Origin of the sequence: Candidatus Poriferisodalis sp. (genome assembly GCF_965208485.1) — a bacterium.
In the GTDB taxonomy this organism is placed as follows: Bacteria; Actinomycetota; Acidimicrobiia; order Acidimicrobiales; family Poriferisodalaceae; genus Poriferisodalis.
This window is the reverse complement of record NZ_OZ242344.1, coordinates 360,263-374,771: the sequence shown is the minus strand read 5'-3', so window position 1 is coordinate 374,771 and position 14,509 is coordinate 360,263. Positions and strand designations below refer to the sequence as shown.

Annotated in this window: 14 protein-coding genes and 1 pseudogene; 9 read left to right on the top strand and 6 right to left on the bottom strand. The window is 67.2% G+C overall.

Annotation, left to right across the window (positions count from 1 at the left end; all coding sequences use genetic code 11):
* Nucleotides 1-23: 23 nt before the first annotated feature.
* The 4 genes from ACOGXQ_RS01735 to ACOGXQ_RS01720 are packed head-to-tail and all read right to left on the bottom strand — an operon-like array spanning nt 24 to nt 2,791.
* On the bottom strand, nt 24-689 hold the full coding sequence (locus tag ACOGXQ_RS01735; RefSeq protein ID WP_419945746.1) for a maleylpyruvate isomerase N-terminal domain-containing protein: 666 nt from the start codon (nt 687-689) through the stop codon (nt 24-26).
* A 55-nt stretch (nt 690-744) separates the two neighbouring features.
* On the bottom strand, nt 745-2,103 hold the full coding sequence (locus ACOGXQ_RS01730) for an LLM class flavin-dependent oxidoreductase (protein WP_419945745.1): 1,359 nt from the start codon (nt 2,101-2,103) through the stop codon (nt 745-747).
* Complete coding sequence (locus ACOGXQ_RS01725; RefSeq protein ID WP_419945744.1) at nt 2,103-2,501, bottom strand: PIN domain-containing protein; 399 nt, start codon at nt 2,499-2,501, stop codon at nt 2,103-2,105. Before ACOGXQ_RS01725 ends, ACOGXQ_RS01730 begins: the two co-directional genes overlap by 1 nt.
* Complete coding sequence (locus ACOGXQ_RS01720; protein WP_419945743.1) at nt 2,498-2,791, bottom strand: type II toxin-antitoxin system Phd/YefM family antitoxin; 294 nt, start codon at nt 2,789-2,791, stop codon at nt 2,498-2,500. Before ACOGXQ_RS01720 ends, ACOGXQ_RS01725 begins: the two co-directional genes overlap by 4 nt.
* A gap of 474 nt (nt 2,792-3,265) precedes the next feature.
* Here ACOGXQ_RS01720 and ACOGXQ_RS01715 point away from each other — a divergent pair, with 474 nt between their 5' ends.
* Together ACOGXQ_RS01715 and ACOGXQ_RS01710 are read left to right on the top strand one after the other, a co-directional pair.
* Nucleotides 3,266-3,487 (top strand): hypothetical protein, encoded by a 222-nt coding sequence (locus tag ACOGXQ_RS01715; RefSeq protein WP_419945742.1) that lies wholly within the window; start codon nt 3,266-3,268, stop codon nt 3,485-3,487.
* Entirely contained in the window at nt 3,474-3,788 is a 315-nt protein-coding gene (locus ACOGXQ_RS01710; protein WP_419945741.1) for a type II toxin-antitoxin system PemK/MazF family toxin, read from the top strand. The genes ACOGXQ_RS01715 and ACOGXQ_RS01710 overlap by 14 nt, the downstream gene beginning before the upstream one ends.
* Nucleotides 3,789-3,933: 145 nt before the next feature.
* Here ACOGXQ_RS01710 and ACOGXQ_RS01705 read toward each other — a convergent pair whose 3' ends face one another.
* Nucleotides 3,934-4,350 (bottom strand): DUF1330 domain-containing protein, encoded by a 417-nt coding sequence (locus ACOGXQ_RS01705; RefSeq protein WP_419945740.1) that lies wholly within the window; start codon nt 4,348-4,350, stop codon nt 3,934-3,936.
* A 469-nt stretch (nt 4,351-4,819) separates the two neighbouring features.
* Between ACOGXQ_RS01705 and ACOGXQ_RS01700 the strand changes: the two genes are divergently transcribed.
* Together ACOGXQ_RS01700 and ACOGXQ_RS01695 are read left to right on the top strand one after the other, a co-directional pair.
* Entirely contained in the window at nt 4,820-5,080 is a 261-nt protein-coding gene (locus ACOGXQ_RS01700; RefSeq protein WP_419945739.1) for a type II toxin-antitoxin system Phd/YefM family antitoxin, read from the top strand.
* Between the two features lie 5 nt (nt 5,081-5,085).
* Nucleotides 5,086-5,217: pseudogene (locus ACOGXQ_RS01695) on the top strand (VapC toxin family PIN domain ribonuclease); the annotation flags it as partial.
* On the opposite strand, the gene ACOGXQ_RS01690 reads toward ACOGXQ_RS01695, so the two are convergent.
* On the bottom strand, nt 5,191-6,636 hold the full coding sequence (locus ACOGXQ_RS01690) for a hypothetical protein (RefSeq protein ID WP_419945738.1): 1,446 nt from the start codon (nt 6,634-6,636) through the stop codon (nt 5,191-5,193). The pseudogene ACOGXQ_RS01695 and the gene ACOGXQ_RS01690 sit on opposite strands and share 27 nt — an antisense overlap.
* Before the next feature lie 257 nt (nt 6,637-6,893).
* Here ACOGXQ_RS01690 and ACOGXQ_RS01685 point away from each other — a divergent pair, with 257 nt between their 5' ends.
* From ACOGXQ_RS01685 to ACOGXQ_RS01665, 5 genes are all read left to right on the top strand, one after another.
* Nucleotides 6,894-9,341, top strand: a complete 2,448-nt coding sequence (locus tag ACOGXQ_RS01685; RefSeq protein WP_419945737.1) for a DNA gyrase/topoisomerase IV subunit A — start codon at nt 6,894-6,896, stop codon at nt 9,339-9,341.
* A gap of 56 nt (nt 9,342-9,397) precedes the next feature.
* On the top strand, nt 9,398-11,485 hold the full coding sequence (locus ACOGXQ_RS01680; protein WP_419945736.1) for a DNA gyrase/topoisomerase IV subunit B: 2,088 nt from the start codon (nt 9,398-9,400) through the stop codon (nt 11,483-11,485).
* A gap of 291 nt (nt 11,486-11,776) precedes the next feature.
* Nucleotides 11,777-13,513, top strand: coding sequence for an N-acyl-D-amino-acid deacylase family protein (locus tag ACOGXQ_RS01675; protein WP_419945735.1), 1,737 nt, complete (start codon nt 11,777-11,779; stop codon nt 13,511-13,513).
* On the top strand, nt 13,500-13,811 hold the full coding sequence (locus ACOGXQ_RS01670) for a hypothetical protein (protein ID WP_419945734.1): 312 nt from the start codon (nt 13,500-13,502) through the stop codon (nt 13,809-13,811). Before ACOGXQ_RS01675 ends, ACOGXQ_RS01670 begins: the two co-directional genes overlap by 14 nt.
* Nucleotides 13,795-14,508 (top strand): DsbA family protein, encoded by a 714-nt coding sequence (locus tag ACOGXQ_RS01665; RefSeq protein WP_419945733.1) that lies wholly within the window; start codon nt 13,795-13,797, stop codon nt 14,506-14,508. Before ACOGXQ_RS01670 ends, ACOGXQ_RS01665 begins: the two co-directional genes overlap by 17 nt.
* The last annotated feature ends 1 nt before the right edge of the window (nt 14,509 follow it).

Sequence of the window (14,509 nt, the reverse complement as noted above, 5' to 3'; positions counted from 1 at the left end):
GAGCAGATGGGGATCTACGGGCTTCAGAAGACGGGAAAGACCGCGGTGTCGACTGAGCGTTCTGCCCGGGTCAGGGCGTAGAGGACGCCCCAGTCGCCTTTGCGGTCGCGGGCGATGTCGATGCAGATGTCGATGATGATGGCGGCGCCCTCTGGGTCGGTGGCCGGGCGGGCCTGGCCGGTGCTGACGGCGAGGTCGTCGAGATGCAGGAGCACCTCGATCAGCCGGGTGCGGCAGAAGTCGTCGAGGGTGAGGAGGCGGCCCCCCAGCGCGGCGACGAGGCGGTCGGCGGGTTCATCGGCCAGGCGTGTTTCGAGGTCGGCAGCCAGTTGGCGGCATTTGTGCACGGTGGCTTCGTGGCCGATGGCTGATTCGGTGGCGGAAACGTCCTTGATCTGTTCGTGGACAGGGGAGTCGACAGCGGCGTGAAAGTAGGTGACCGCGGTGAGCAGATCGCCGTCGGGGCGCCGGTCGGGCGGCGTGCGGTCGAGGTAGGCGATGGTCGCCCCGGCGGCGCGTACGAGGTGGGCGGAGAGGGCTCCGACCGTCATGCCCTCGAGGGCCGAGGGCCGGTCCCATTGCTCGGCTACCGATGGGGCGGCCATCAGTTCGGCCGATTGGGTGACGGCTTCGACAACGAGAGCCCGGACCCGGGCTGAGTCGGCCGGCAGGTCGGCGGCAGGCGTCATGGGCTGACCTCGAGTCGTTTCATGGATGGCTGGTCGGCTTTGGTGTCGCCCCAGGTCAGCGGGGGCGGGGGTAGGTGGGGTGCAGGTGGCGCTGGCCGGTGCCGAAGAAATTCTCCCGGAACGTCGTGCCTTCATAGCTGGTGCGGAACCGGCCGCGCCGTTGGAGCTCGGGCACCAGCCAGTCGACCACTTGGGCGAATCCCCACGGCACGGGAGCCGTCGTCACGTTGAACCCGTCGACACCGGTGGTCTCCATGAAGGCATCCAACTGATCAGCGACCGTGGTCGGCGAACCCACGAAGCCCAGCCCTCCGGCGGTATCGGACAGCCGCCGGGCGACATCGCCGACGGTCCAAGTCCTCTCGGGATCTTCCAGCTTCCAGCGCTCCACCTGGGTCCGGATCGCATTCGCCTCGATGTCGTCGATCGGCGTGTCTGGCGGGTGGCCGCCCACGTCGATGCCCGTCCAGCCGCCGTAGAGCGCGAGGTAGCCGTCGACGGAGAACAGCCGTGACCACTCGTCGCGTATTGCCCGGGCTTCGGCATCGGTCTCGGCCACCACCACCCGTGCCACTTGCAGGGCCTTGATCTGGGAGGGATCGCGCCCGGCCGCTGCGGCGCGCTCACGCAGCGATGCCACCACGGCGGCACCCCGCTCGTTGCCGGGCACCGACATGAAGACGACCTCGCCGGTGTTGGCGGCGAACTCGACGCCGCGGGCCGAGTTTCCCGCCTGGTACAGCACCGGCGTGCGCTGCGGTGAAGGCTCGACCATGTGGGGGCCTTCGACCGTGAACCAGTCGCCGGAGTGGTTGATCTCGTGCACCTTGGCCGGATCGGTGAACGTGTCGGCTTCGGCATCGAGCACGATGGCGCCCTCGTCCCAGCTCTGCTCCCACAGCTTCACGCAGACATCGACGTACTCGTCGGCCCGGTCGTAGCGGGCGTCGTGAGCCAGGATCTTGCCGAGGCCTTGACGTTCGGCATCGGACAGGTACGAGGTCACGATGTTCCAGCCGACTCGGCCTGCGGTGAGGTGGTCGAGGGTCGAGAACAGCCGGGCCGTGTGGTAGGGGGCGTGGTGGCTGGTCGAGAAGGTCACCGCGAAGCCGAGGTGCTCGGTGCACGCCGCCAGTGCCGGGATCAGCAGGGTGGGGTCGATGCCGGGAATCTGGACCGCGCCACGCAGCGCAGCCTCGCGGCTCGCCCCGTACACGTCGTAGGTGCCCAGTACGTCGGCGAAGAAGATCCCGTCGAAGCAGCCCCGCTCGAGGGTGCGCACGAGGTCCTGCCACCAGCTCAGGGTCCGGTATCCCCACGACGTCTCGTCGACGGGGTGCTTCCACATCCCCTTGATCTGATGATTCGGGGACGCCTGGATGAAGGCGCTCAGGTGCATCTCGCCCCGGTTCATCAGCCTGTCAGATCGAACAGAGGAATCTCCATCGCCTCAGCCACGCCAGCGAGCCGCCTGTCGTAGCTGGCGAGCGTCACCGGCTGTCCCAGACCGACCAGGTAGGCACACGATGCAAGGTGCAGGGCGTCGGGTGTGCGCACATGGTTCGGACCGGGGAAGGGTTCTAACGCGCGCCCGAGAACTGCGGGGGCCAGTTCGAGCATGGCGATCCTGCCGATGACAGAACGGGTCGCATCGCCATGGGATGCAGCCAGACCACGCCGGTGCAGGGGCGTCCAGAGTTCGTACTCCAGCAACCTGCTGGAGACGAGGGTTTCCTGCCAGATCTCCTCTGGCGGCTGACGGTCTTCGGCGAGGAGATGTGCGAGCGCCACCGAGGTGTGGACGTAGATCACCGGTCGCGTCGGTCCTCGTCGAGTTCGGAAAGAAGCTGTTCCAGGGGCGCAACCGGCTTCGGGATCGGCGGCGGTTCGGAGCCGCTGAGCACCGGCAGAGTCAGCACGCCGTTTCTCACGGCATCCGCGAGGTACGCATCGGCGAGAATCGGGCTGCGAGATTCCCTGATCGGGCCTAGCTCAGCCACTACCCGGTCCCGGTCTGTCACCAGGATCGTCTCGCCCGACGCCGCGAGCCGGACGTACTCGCTCAGCCGGCTGTTCAGCACTTTGATTCCTACCGACTTCATGTCCACAAGGTAGCTACTAGTAGCTACCTTGCCAATGGAAACTTCTGCGGCCCGCCAAGACGTCTATGAGCTGCCGCGAGTTCGCCGTCAGAGAACGAGCCGTGCTCGGCCTCCCATGCGGACACTACGTCGCAGAGCCCCCGACTCGCGAGTCGGCGACGTACGGCGTCGGCAAGTCACGCAGACACGCTTTGGGCGTCAGCCTGTGCCGCGGCGCGTACGGCCTCAGCCAGCCCAGCTCCAAGAGAGACGGTGACTCGTTCGGTTGCCACAGTCAGATTATGCAGTTTCATTCATTGTCCCAGCTCAATGGCCGGCGGGGACTGCGCAGATCGAACGGTGGAAGGATGAGGCCCATGAGTCACTGGACCGAGTTCGGGGTTCGTCACATGCCCCCGATGAGCGCACGCACACGCGTGGTCGACATCGCCACTGAGCCCGATACCTGGTGAGCTATTCGGTATACTTCTAGGTATGCCTGAGACGACTACCATCAAAGTCTCGATCCGGACTCGGGATGCTCTGCGGCAGCTCGCTGACCGTGACGGGCACACGCTCGACGCGCAGATCGAGAAGCTGATCCGGCGGGAGCGGCGACGCATCTTGGGGGCACAGCTCGCCAGCGTCGCGCCAGATGCCGCCGATACGGCGGTGATCAATGCGTCGGCAAGCGACGTCGCTGATGCGAGCGGGTGATGTCCTCCGATTCGACTTCGGGACCCCGGCACGGGGAGAGCCCGGATTCGTTCGTCCCGCGATTGTCATCACCTCCGATGACGTGCTCGAGTTCCGGCAGCACGCCATCGTGGTCGTGCCGTGCACGACGGCGCAGCGCGGCTGGCTGAGCGAGGTCGAGGTGAACGGCTTCGGCGTCGCTCAAGCGCATCTGCCGACCACCATCAGCGTCGACCGCATCGTCGAGCCGACTGGCACGAACGTCGGACCCGTCGCTCTTCAGCAGATTCGAGAACTCATCGCCGACCTGCTCGGCCTCTAGCAGGACGCTGAAAAAGTCGATTTTCGGGCGGTGTCCAGTTGAAAACCCGCAGGTCAGGGGCTTGTGCTTCCGGCCAGACCTGCATATTTCAGCATCCTGCTAGTCGGTCGTAATGGCTCGCCTGCGGGTAAGCCAGGCGATCGCCTCAGAGATTGGCTACGGCGGGACGCGCGGTCAGCAGGTCCTGGCAGAGCAGGCCGGCGTCGCGGTGGCGGTGCATCTCGGCGTAGTCGGCGTGGTTGAGGGTCGCGATGGACGCGGCCCGGTTGGGGAAGTGCATGATCAGCACTGCGTCCCAGTCACCCTGCCCGATGAAGCAGCGCGCGCGGTGTCCGTAGAGCAGGCAGGTTCCGCCGACTTCGGCCGCTGCGACCCGGAAGGCACCGACGCGGCGCTGGTAGGCGGCGCCGCCGCCGGGCTCGTCATTGGTGTGTTCGGACTCATCGGGACCGTAGGCGACCCTAACCCGGAACTTCAGCAGGTTGACCTGCGCGATAGGACCGTCGTAGGGGTCATCGCGGAAGGCACGGAACTGATCGGCAGTTGGCTGGATGGCAGGCATGACACCTCACTTGCGGGTTCGATTCTCGGATGGACTGCGATAGCGAAGGCGGATCAGTCGAATCAGAAGTCGCGGAGCAGGCTGTGCAGGATCGACAGGCGGGAGTCGCTCTGTCATCGTCACCTCGCTCTCGCTCAGACAACGCCGATGCTTGAGTGTCTCACCGCCGCACCCCCCAAGTGTCCACCGTGGCCCGAGCCGCACGGGTCATTCCGCGCGGAGGCCGTACCTCTAGGCCACCGGCTTCGGGTGACACGTTTGCTCTGGCCTGATTGTTCTCGATATTCAGAAATAATTGGAAAGTGCTGAAACTGATCAGATAAACCTCACGCTGCTATGGCGAAGAGGCTCAGGCAAATCCCTGGACACCTCCGACCGGCGCTCAGGGCGTGTATCTATCTAGTCAGCAGACTAGTCTGATACTCAACAGACTAGTCTGATACTCAACAATGCGGGCGGAGAGGACGTCATGACGGGTACTTGGCAGGTGCAGGAGGCGAAGTCTCGTTTCAGCGAGTTTCTCCAGCGCAGCCTGAGCGACGGACCCCAGACGGTGACGCTGCGCGGCGTGCCGACAGCTGTGCTGGTGCCGATCGAGGAATGGGAACGACTGCAGCGCAGCGCTCGCCCGGACCTCAAGGACTGGCTGCTGGCACCCCATGCCCGCACCGACAATCTGACGCCGCCTCGGCGCGACTACCAACGCCGACACCCACCGGACCTCGGCTGACACCCGTGTACCTGCTGGACACCAACATCGTTTCCGAGCTGCGCCGGACGCGTCCGCATCCATCGGTCGTCGAATGGGTCCAAGGGATTCGCTCTGCAGACATGATCTTGTCAGCGGTGACCATCGGCGAGATCCAACCCCGCGGGCAGCGCGCTTCCGTCGTCAGCCTCAGCCGCCTCAGACTGCCCCACCGGATCTTCGTGCCCCGCCGGGTCGGTCTGGTCGACCTTGGGTCGGCGCCCGCGGCGTGATCGGCTGCTCTGACTCTCCTCGGCGGGGTCGATTCCGAGCGCAGCGGCCACCTCAGGCAGGCGAGTGGCGACTTTTCGAGCCACTTCGAGCAGCTCGGAAACCGGCTCGGCCGGGATAGCCGGCAACACGACGTAGGGACGGACCGGTGAGAAGGCCACCGCCTCGAGCACCACCGCGATCCGGTGCTGCGAGGCGCCGGTGCCGAGCGCTGCACTGGCCTGCGACGTGAGCTCCTGGGCGATCTCGGGAGGCAACGGCGCCCCGGCCTTGGGCGGACGCGAGCTGAGGCGCAGTGCACGCACGACACGCCCCTCGGCCAGCGTGACGCGCAGCTCGTCGTGCCATTCCTGCTGGCTTCGCTCGACGCGTTCGTTCAGCCTCTCCCGGATCCGGGACGCCAGCTCCCGGGCCTCGGAATCACGGGCGAAGTCCTCGGCGGCCACCAGCACCGAGCGCAGGTCGCGCAAGTCGACTCGCTCGATTCCCGCAATTGCGGCATCGGCACGGTCCCGCCATTCCGCGATCTGCATCGGTCTCACCAGCGATTCGGCGAGGGCAAGCAAGCCCTCTGCGGGGACTTCGGGGGCGCCCTCCTCGGATGCCTTGCGATTCTGGGCCTCGATCTCGGCTCTCACGGCCGCAAGTCCCCCGCGGGCGACCTGCTCAGCTACCACCTGCTGCTCGGCGGGCAGCGAGGCGATCAGCGCGTCGCGGTGCGTGCGACCCGGCCGGAGCTTGCGGGCCTTGGGACGCGAAGGCTGCTCGGGCGCGGGAGCCTTCTGCCTCGTTGCGCGGTCTGATTTGGGCTGCCCGGCACCGCCGTCGGGGCGCTGGACGCTGCCTCGACCGCGCTCTCGGGCTCGCGCCTGACGCTGCTTCGAGCCTTCACGACCCGGCTCAGGCCCCGCATCGTTGTTGTGGGTTTCATCGTCGCGCTTGCGGCGACGGACACGCTCGCCTCGTTCGTTCGGCCGTCGCTTGGCTAGGTCACCGCCGCGTTTGCGTCCGCCGCGACCTGCAACGCGGGTCGTGATCGGGTTCGCGGCCCGGTCCAGCGGGCCGATCATCTCGATGCGCTCGGCGGGAGGCTTGCCGCTGCGAGCCTTCGGAGGCAGTACTTGGGTGACGAAGATGCCGTCGACCTCGAAGTCCGCGTCGACTCGCAGAACATCGCCTTCGCCCGCATCAGGCGGAAGCAGGTCACCGTCGAGCACACCCTTCGGCTGCTTTGCTCCCGCCGCGCGCCATGTCCACGAGCCGTCGTCACGCCGGCTGGTCAACTCGACTTCGAGGCGACGGCTCACAGGGCCTTCACCAACACTCGCGGCAGGCTAGTGGGGTGCTCTGGCTTTGACCGCACCGTGGAGATGTGCGCCGAAGCACCCGTGAGCACTCGGTCCATCGGTCAGCCAAGAATTCCCTTGAGCGAGATGGCCGGCGTCGTACCCTCGAGAGAAGCCGCCGGGATGCCTTGTGACAAGACGGGCAGCTCAGCGCCGCTGGAGCGCGCACACCCGTTCCTGCTCTGCAATACCCCCAGTCCTTGAAAGGGTCCTCGACGATGGCCGGACCGACCGCACCGACGACGATCGCACGCGAGATCCACGAGATCGACGTCGCCGACGAGATGCGAGATTCCTTCATGCCGTACGCGCTGTCGGTGACGACGGCACGGGCGATCCCCGACGTCCGCGACGGTCTCAAGCCGGTGCAGCGGCGGATTCTCTACGTGATGGACGACTTGGGCTTGCGGCCGGGCACGCCGTTTCGCAAGTCCGCCGGCGTGGTGGGGGAGGTGATGGGCAAGTACCACCCCCACGGCGATGGAGCAATCTACGAGGCGATGGTCCGCATGGGGCAGGACTTCGCCATGTCGGTGCCGCTGGTCGAGCCCAAGGGCAACTTCGGCAGCCTTGACGATCCGCCGGCGGCGTACCGCTACACCGAGGCGCGGCTGAGCCCTGCCGCGATGACGATGGTGACCGGCATCGACGAGAGCACTGTCGACTTGGTGCCCAACTTCGACGGCGAGCGCTTTGAGCCCGAATGCCTGCCGGCCCTGCTGCCGAACCTGCTGATCAATGGCGCCAGCGGCATTGCGGTGGGGATGGCCACCAACATGGCCCCGCACAATCTGGCCGAGATCTGTGCTGCGCTGAAGCTGGTATTGCGCCAGCGGCGTCCCAAGCCCACGACGGCCGAACTGATGAGCCTGGTGAGGGGGCCGGACTTCCCGGGCGGCGGGATCGTGGTCGTCGACGACTCCTTGGCAGAGGCGTACGAGACAGGCCGCGGAACGATTCGCGTCAGGGCGAAAGCCCACATCGAGCCGCTGACCGCCCGTCGTGACGGGATCGTCGTGACCGAGTTGCCCTACATGGTGGGGCCCGAGCGGGTGCAGGCCAAGGTCCGCGAGTTGGCGTCGAATGGACGCCTCGAGGGCGTGGCGGCGGTGAACGACCTGTCGGACCGGACGCACGGCCTGCGGCTGGTGATCGAAGGCAAGCCGGGCGTCAATGCGCACGCGGTGCTCTCGGAGCTGTGGAGCCTGACCCCGCTGGAGGACACCTTCGGCATCAACAACGTCGCACTGGTGGACGGGGTGCCTCGCCAGCTCGGCCTGCTGGAGATGTGCGAGCACTACATCGCGCACCGCCTCGAGGTCATCACTCGGCGGACGCAGTACCGGCTGGACCGCGCTGCCGAGCGGGAGCACATCTTGGCGGGCCTGCTGATCGCGCTCGACAACATCGACCTGGTCATTGCGATCATCCGGGGCGCGGTCGACGTCGCGGCCGCACGAGCCGAGCTGATGGAGCGGCTGGATCTCAGCGAGATCCAAGCCAATCACATCCTGGACATGCAGCTGCGGCGGCTCACGGCGCTCGAGACGCAGCGCCTGCGCGACGAGCTGGGCGAAGTGCGGGCGGCCATCGAGGGCTACCGCAAGATCCTGGCGTCCGACGCACGGCGGCGGACAATCGTCGAGCGCGAACTGGACGAGATGGTTGAGCAGTTCGCAGTGCCGCGCCGCACCGAGATCAGCCACCGCGACGACATCGTGACCCCCGCGGCTGCGATGGGGGAGGGGGGAGCAGACGGGACCCTCGGCCTCGAGCGTGATATCTCCGGGGACGAGCGCACCAGCCTCGTGACGCTGTCCACGTCGGGCTTGCTGGGCCGTCGCCATGCCGAGGATCCGCTGAGTGCCAAGCCGGGCCGCCACGACGTGCTGGTGGCCACCGCGACGGCCTCGGACTTCGACGTGGTGCACTTGGTGACCGATCGGGGCAGGGTTCTGCGCACAGAGGTGCGCTCGATTCCCGAGATGCTGCGGGGAAGCCGGGGTGCACCGGTGCGGGAGATGTTCTCGCTGGCGCGCGGCGAGCAGCCGGTTGCACTGTTCGGCCACGCCGGCGCTCCGATCGCGCTGGTGACGCGCTCCGGCGTCGCGAAGCGCCTCGATGCCGGGTCGCTGGCCTCGGTGCGCAGCGGCAACACCGTGATCTCGCTGGGCGACGGCGACCGGGTCGTCGCCGCTTTCGATGCTCCCGACGGCTCGGAGATCGCGCTCGTCTCGACGACAGGGCATGCGCTGCGATTCGGGGCGGATGCGCTCACCGTGCGGGGTCCCGGCGCAGCCGGTGTCACCGGCATCAAGCTGCGGCCCGGTGCGGCGGTGCTGGCGGCCGCGGCAGTGTCGTACGGGGCTCTGGTGGTGCTGGTCACCGACGAGGGCGCCACGAAGGCCACCGAGATCTCGGACGTGCCATCACGGGGACGGGGAACCGCAGGCTCGCCGACGGTGAAGCTGGCCGGCTTCGAGACGCAGATCGTCTACGGGTGGGTGGGCCTCAACCGCCAGCTTGCGGCGGTCGTGGCCCCGCACGACGACGCCGGCTCTCCCGATCCGGTGCCGCAACGACCCGACATCTCGCCGACCCGGCGCAATGGGCCAGCCAAGCGGACGGCCCAGCGCATCCTCGCGCTGGGGGAGTACCGGTTCTGATGGCACCATCGACATCATCGACCACCCGCAGGGCCCCGAGGGGACGGACGCTCAAGATGGCAGACGGCGCCGATCCTGAACAGAGCGCGGCCGACCCGCCGCCCGTTGGAGCACCCGGCACAGGCGCCTACGACGCGAGCTCCATCGAGGTGCTCGAAGGCCTCGAAGCGGTGCGCAAGCGGCCCGGCATGTACATCGGGGGCACCGGCTCGGGCGGCTTGACGCATCTGCTGTGGGAGATCATCGACAACGCAGTCGACGAGGCCGCAGCCGGGCACGGCAAGCTGATCGAGATCACGCTGCATGGCGACGGCTCCTACGAGGTGGCCGACCGGGGCCGCGGCATCCCGATCGACATCAAGCACGACGACATCACCGCCGTCGAAGTGGTGTTCACCGAGCTGCACGCCGGCGGCAAGTTCGGCAACGGGGCGTACGGTGCCTCGGGGGGACTGCACGGCGTGGGCGCCTCGGTGGTGAACGCGCTCTCGGGCCGGATGGAAGTCGACGTGCATCGCAAGGGTGCCACGCACCGCCTCGAATTCAAGCATCAGAAAGCCGGCCACACCGACAGCGCCGGCCGCTTCCGTGAGAGCCACAAGCTCAAGCTGGTCGGGCGGGTGTCGTCGGGCCGCACCGGGACACGTGTGCGGTTCTGGCCGGACACTGGCATTTTCGACCCCGCTGCCACTGTCGACTTCGAGGAGGTGCGCGAGCGCATCACCCAGGTCTGCTTCCTGGTTCCCAAGGTCAAGATCAGCATCGCCGACCGCCGCCGGGAACCTGCGGTGGTCGAGGAGATCGTCTCCAGCGGCGGTTTGGGCGACTACGTCGAGGTGCTGTCGGGCAACGACGAGGCGGTGACCGGGCTGATCCGGCTGACCGGCTCTGAGTCGTTCACCGAACGAGTGCCGGTGGACGGCAAGCTCACCGACGTCGAGCGCCAGTGCGACGTGGAGGTCGCGCTGCGCTGGACCCGTGCCTACGACGCCCGCATCGTCGGGTTCGTGAACACCATTCCGACCCCCGAAGGCGGCACGCACATCGCCGGATTCGAGCGAGCGCTCACCACGGCGGTGAACACAGCGCTCACTGAGGCCGATCCTCGCAAGCTGCGACGGCTCAAGGACGACGCCCGGGCGCAGCGGGAGGATGCCCAGGAGGGTCTCGTGGCGGTGGTGCGGGCAACGTTCGCCGAGCCGCAGTTCCGGGGCCAGACCAAGCGGGAGCTGGGCACCCCACAGGTGCAGCGGATCGTGGCCAACGTCGTGCGCGAGGGCCTGCGAGCGTGGTTCGACGGCAGCGCTGCGAATTCACGCAAGGTCCACGTGCGGGCGCTGATCGACAAGTTTGCCGACGCCGTGGTGAACCGGGTGGAGTCGCGGCGGGCACTCGACCAGCGGCGCAAGGCCGCAGCGCTCGGCTCGAGCGGCATGCCGGCGAAGCTCGCCGACTGCAGGCTGCATCCCGAGGGCGAGCTGCTGATCGTGGAGGGCGACTCCGCAGCCGGTCCCGCCAAGCGGGCACGCGACAGCGCTTGGCAGGCGGTGCTGCCGCTGCGAGGCAAGGTGGTGAACGCCGGCAAGGGGACGCTGCGCGCCGTGCTCGACAATGCCGAGGCAACCGCCCTGTTCACGGCATTGGGAGCGGGCTCGGGCACCGATTTCGACGCGGATTCGTGCCGCTACGAGCGCGTGGTGCTGCTGGCCGACGCCGACGTGGACGGCAGCCACATTCGCTGCTTGGTGCTGACACTCATGTATCACTACATGCGACCCTTGCTGGAGGCCGGTCGGGTGTATGCAGCCCAGCCGCCGACGCACGCGTTCACCATCGGTGCCGACAAACGATTCGTCTATTCAGATGCCGAGCGCGAGGCACTCGTGGCCGAGCTCGACGCAGCCGGACGCCGCTACCGGCTCACCAGGTTCAAGGGTCTCGGTGAGATGGACGACGACGAGCTCTTCGAGACCACCCTCAGCCCGGACACCCGTGTGCTGCGCAGGATCGGCTTGGGCGAGGCACGAGCTGAGCAGTCCCGTGCGGCAGAGGCTTTCAAGGTGATGATGGGCTCAGAGGTGGAGCCTCGCCGCAGGTTCATCGTCAAGCACAGCCAGTCCTACGGCCAAGCCCTCGACATCTGAGGCGCCCGTGGTGAGCGGTTCTGCGTCTGAGATCGCCGAACTGGATCAAAACGCCGATAATAGACATTATGTCAAGTTGAAGCATCTTGGCCGGCAGGCTCAGGGCGCGGGACATTCCGGCAGCCCGCTGTGTTCGAGGCGGCAGCCTCTCGGCAGCCCGCTGTGTTCGAGGCGGCAGCCTCCCGGCAGCCCGCGGAGCGGTTGGGTAGCGTGAAGGTTCGATGCCGGAGCGCCGCGAGGCGGCGATCTGCGGGCTCAATCCGATCGAAGCGAGCACACTGGGGGCATGCGATGAGCGCTGAGTTCGACATTCACATCAAGGGCGGGACGATCGTCGACGGGACACGAGTGCCCCGATACAACGGCGACGTCTGGATCCGTGACGGCAAGGTCGCGCAGCTCGGCGGCCGTCCGCAGGGCACGGCCAAACGGGAGATCGACGCCACTGGCAAGATCGTGGCGCCCGGCTTCGTCGACCTGCACACCCACTACGACGCCCAGATCCGCTGGGATCCGTGGTGCACCATCTCGGGCTACCACGGTGTGACCTCGGTAGTCCTCGGAAATTGCGGCTTCGGCTTCGCCCCGGTCAAGCCCGAATTCCGCGACCGCTCCATGCTCACGATGACCCGCACAGAGGCCATCCCCTATGAGTCGATGCGGCTGGGCATGGACTGGGACTGGGAGACCATCCCGGAGTATCTTGACTCGCTGGACCGTGCTCCCAAGGGGGTCAACGTCATCCAGTACATGCCGACGGCGTCGCTGATGACCTACGTCATGGGTCTGGAGAAGGCCAAAGCCGGCGAGCCGGCCAGCGAGAACGAGCGCAAAGAGATGGCTCGCCTGCTGGGTGAGGGCATGGATGCGGGGCTGTGCGGCTTCTCGATCCAGCGTCTGGGGCCCGACAGCGTGCAAGCCGACTACGACGGCTCCCCCATGGTCACCGACATCATGAGCGATGAGGACATCCTCAACTTGGCGCGCGTGCTGGCCGAGCGGGACGAGGGCTTCATCCAGATCACCCAGGGCACCGGCGACATCCGCGCCGACATCAAGTTCCTCGAAGTGCTCGCCGCCACGGCTCGGCGGCCGGTGCTGCACAACGTGGTGGCGCCGGCCCGCAAGGACCCTGAGGTGCACCGCCGGCCGCTGCGCTGGATCGATAAGTGCTGGGGTCAGGACCTGCCGATCTACGCGCAGTGCGGCACCGGCCGCGCCGGCTTCGCCTTCACGCTCGAGCACTGGAACCTCTACGACGCCTCCCCCGCCTGGCGTGCGGTCACCACGGGCACCAAGGAGGAGAAGATCACCAAGATGTCCGATCCGGAGCTGCGCAAGGCGCTCGTGGATGAGGCCTCCGAGGCCGACCGCCGGCTGCAGGTGATCCAGGCAGGTGTGGGCGGCAACCCCAAGGGCCTGATCATCCAGGGTGTCAACCGTCAGGCTGACATGCAGGAATTCGTCGGCCGCTCGGTGGGAGACCTGGCCGAGGAGCAGGACAAGCACCCGATCGAGGTGATGCTGGACCTGTCCCTGCAAGGCGACCTGAACGTCGAGTTCCTGGGTCCCGACAAGGGCTCCAACGCCGAGTTCATGGGCGAGATGATGCAGTCGCCATATGCGATCCCCGGCGTGTCCGACGGCGGCGCCCACACGAAGTTCTTCAGCGGCGGCTCCTACACCACCGATTTCCTGACGTGGCTGGTGCGCGACGAGGGCGTGGTGACGCTGGAGGAAGCGCACTACCGGCTCTCGGCGCTGGCGGCGCATGCGGCAGGCTTCAAGGACCGCGGCACCTTGCGAGAGGGTGCAGCTGCCGACGTTGTCGTGTACGACATGGAGGAGCTCGAGATCGATCCGCCTTGGATCGGCAACGTCGAGTTCGACCTGCCCGGCGGCGAGTGGCGCCGTGTCCAGCGGGCCAAGGGCTACGACCAGATCATCGTCAACGGCGAGGTCACGTTCACCTCCGGCGAGTGCACCGGCACCACCCCCGGTCGCCTGCTGCGCCATGGCCGCGGCTGAGCGGCCCATCGGACACGGCACGGCTGAGCGGCCCATCGGACACGGCACGGCTGAGCGGCCCATCGGACACGGCACGGCTGAGCGGCCCATCGGACACGGCACGGCTGAGCGGCCCATCGGACACGGCACGGCTGAGCGGCCCATCGGACACGGCACGGCTGAGCGGCCCATCGGACACGGCACGGCTGAGCGGCCCATCGGACACGGCACGGCTGAGCGGCCCATCGGACACGGCACGGCTGAGCGGCCCATCGGACACGGCACGGCTGAACGGAGCACTCATGACCATCACCCCTGACACCTACGACGGCCCCACCGAAGTCGACTTCCACTTCGACGTGATGTGCCCGTGGGCCTATCAGACCTCCATCTGGATGCGGGACGTGCGAGACCAACTCGGGCTGACCGTGAACTGGAAGTTCTTCAGCCTCGAAGAGGTGAACCTGCGTGAGGGCCGCAAGCATCCCTGGGAGCGCGACTGGAGCTACGGCTGGTCGATGATGCGCATCGGGGCGGTCCTGCGGCGCGAGTCGATGGACCTGCTCGATCAGTGGTACGCCGCCTCGGGCAAAGCCCTGCACGTGGACGGAAACCGGCCTCACACCCCCGACGTAGCCCGGCACCTGCTGGAAGAGATCGGTGCCGATCCTGCGATCGTCGATCTCTCCATCGAAGACCAGAGCACGCACGACGAGATCAAGGCCGAGCATCAGCGGGTGATCGACTCGGGCGGCTTCGGAGTGCCCACGCTGTACTTCGGCGACACCGCCATCTTCGGACCGGTGCTGCTCGATCCCCCCGCTGGCGACGCAGCGCTGCGCATGTGGGACCTGGTGCTGGGCTGGCTGGAGTTCCCACACTTGTACGAGATCCAGCACATGCCGCGGGACGAGAAGAAGATCTTCGAGACGTTCCGCCCTTACCTCGAGGCACGCGACTGGGTGAGCATCAACCGCGGCAAGGAAGTCGGCTTCGAGGCCCAGGCGGCGGGCTGAA

Excerpts from the sequence above, each read along its gene's own strand:
- ACOGXQ_RS01735 (WP_419945746.1), bottom strand. The coding sequence starts at position 689 with ATGACGCCTGCCGCCGACCTGCCGGCCGACTCAGCCCGGGTCCGGGCT.
- ACOGXQ_RS01730 (WP_419945745.1), bottom strand. The coding sequence starts at position 2,103 with ATGAACCGGGGCGAGATGCACCTGAGCGCCTTCATCCAGGCGTCCCCG.
- ACOGXQ_RS01720 (WP_419945743.1), bottom strand. The coding sequence starts at position 2,791 with ATGAAGTCGGTAGGAATCAAAGTGCTGAACAGCCGGCTGAGCGAGTAC.
- ACOGXQ_RS01715 (WP_419945742.1), top strand. The coding sequence starts at position 3,266 with ATGCCTGAGACGACTACCATCAAAGTCTCGATCCGGACTCGGGATGCT.
- ACOGXQ_RS01710 (WP_419945741.1), top strand. The coding sequence starts at position 3,474 with ATGCGAGCGGGTGATGTCCTCCGATTCGACTTCGGGACCCCGGCACGG.
- ACOGXQ_RS01705 (WP_419945740.1), bottom strand. The coding sequence starts at position 4,350 with ATGCCTGCCATCCAGCCAACTGCCGATCAGTTCCGTGCCTTCCGCGAT.
- ACOGXQ_RS01700 (WP_419945739.1), top strand. The coding sequence starts at position 4,820 with ATGACGGGTACTTGGCAGGTGCAGGAGGCGAAGTCTCGTTTCAGCGAG.
- ACOGXQ_RS01685 (WP_419945737.1), top strand. The coding sequence starts at position 6,894 with ATGGCCGGACCGACCGCACCGACGACGATCGCACGCGAGATCCACGAG.
- ACOGXQ_RS01680 (WP_419945736.1), top strand. The coding sequence starts at position 9,398 with ATGGCAGACGGCGCCGATCCTGAACAGAGCGCGGCCGACCCGCCGCCC.
- ACOGXQ_RS01675 (WP_419945735.1), top strand. The coding sequence starts at position 11,777 with ATGAGCGCTGAGTTCGACATTCACATCAAGGGCGGGACGATCGTCGAC.
- ACOGXQ_RS01670 (WP_419945734.1), top strand. The coding sequence starts at position 13,500 with ATGGCCGCGGCTGAGCGGCCCATCGGACACGGCACGGCTGAGCGGCCC.
- ACOGXQ_RS01665 (WP_419945733.1), top strand. The coding sequence starts at position 13,795 with ATGACCATCACCCCTGACACCTACGACGGCCCCACCGAAGTCGACTTC.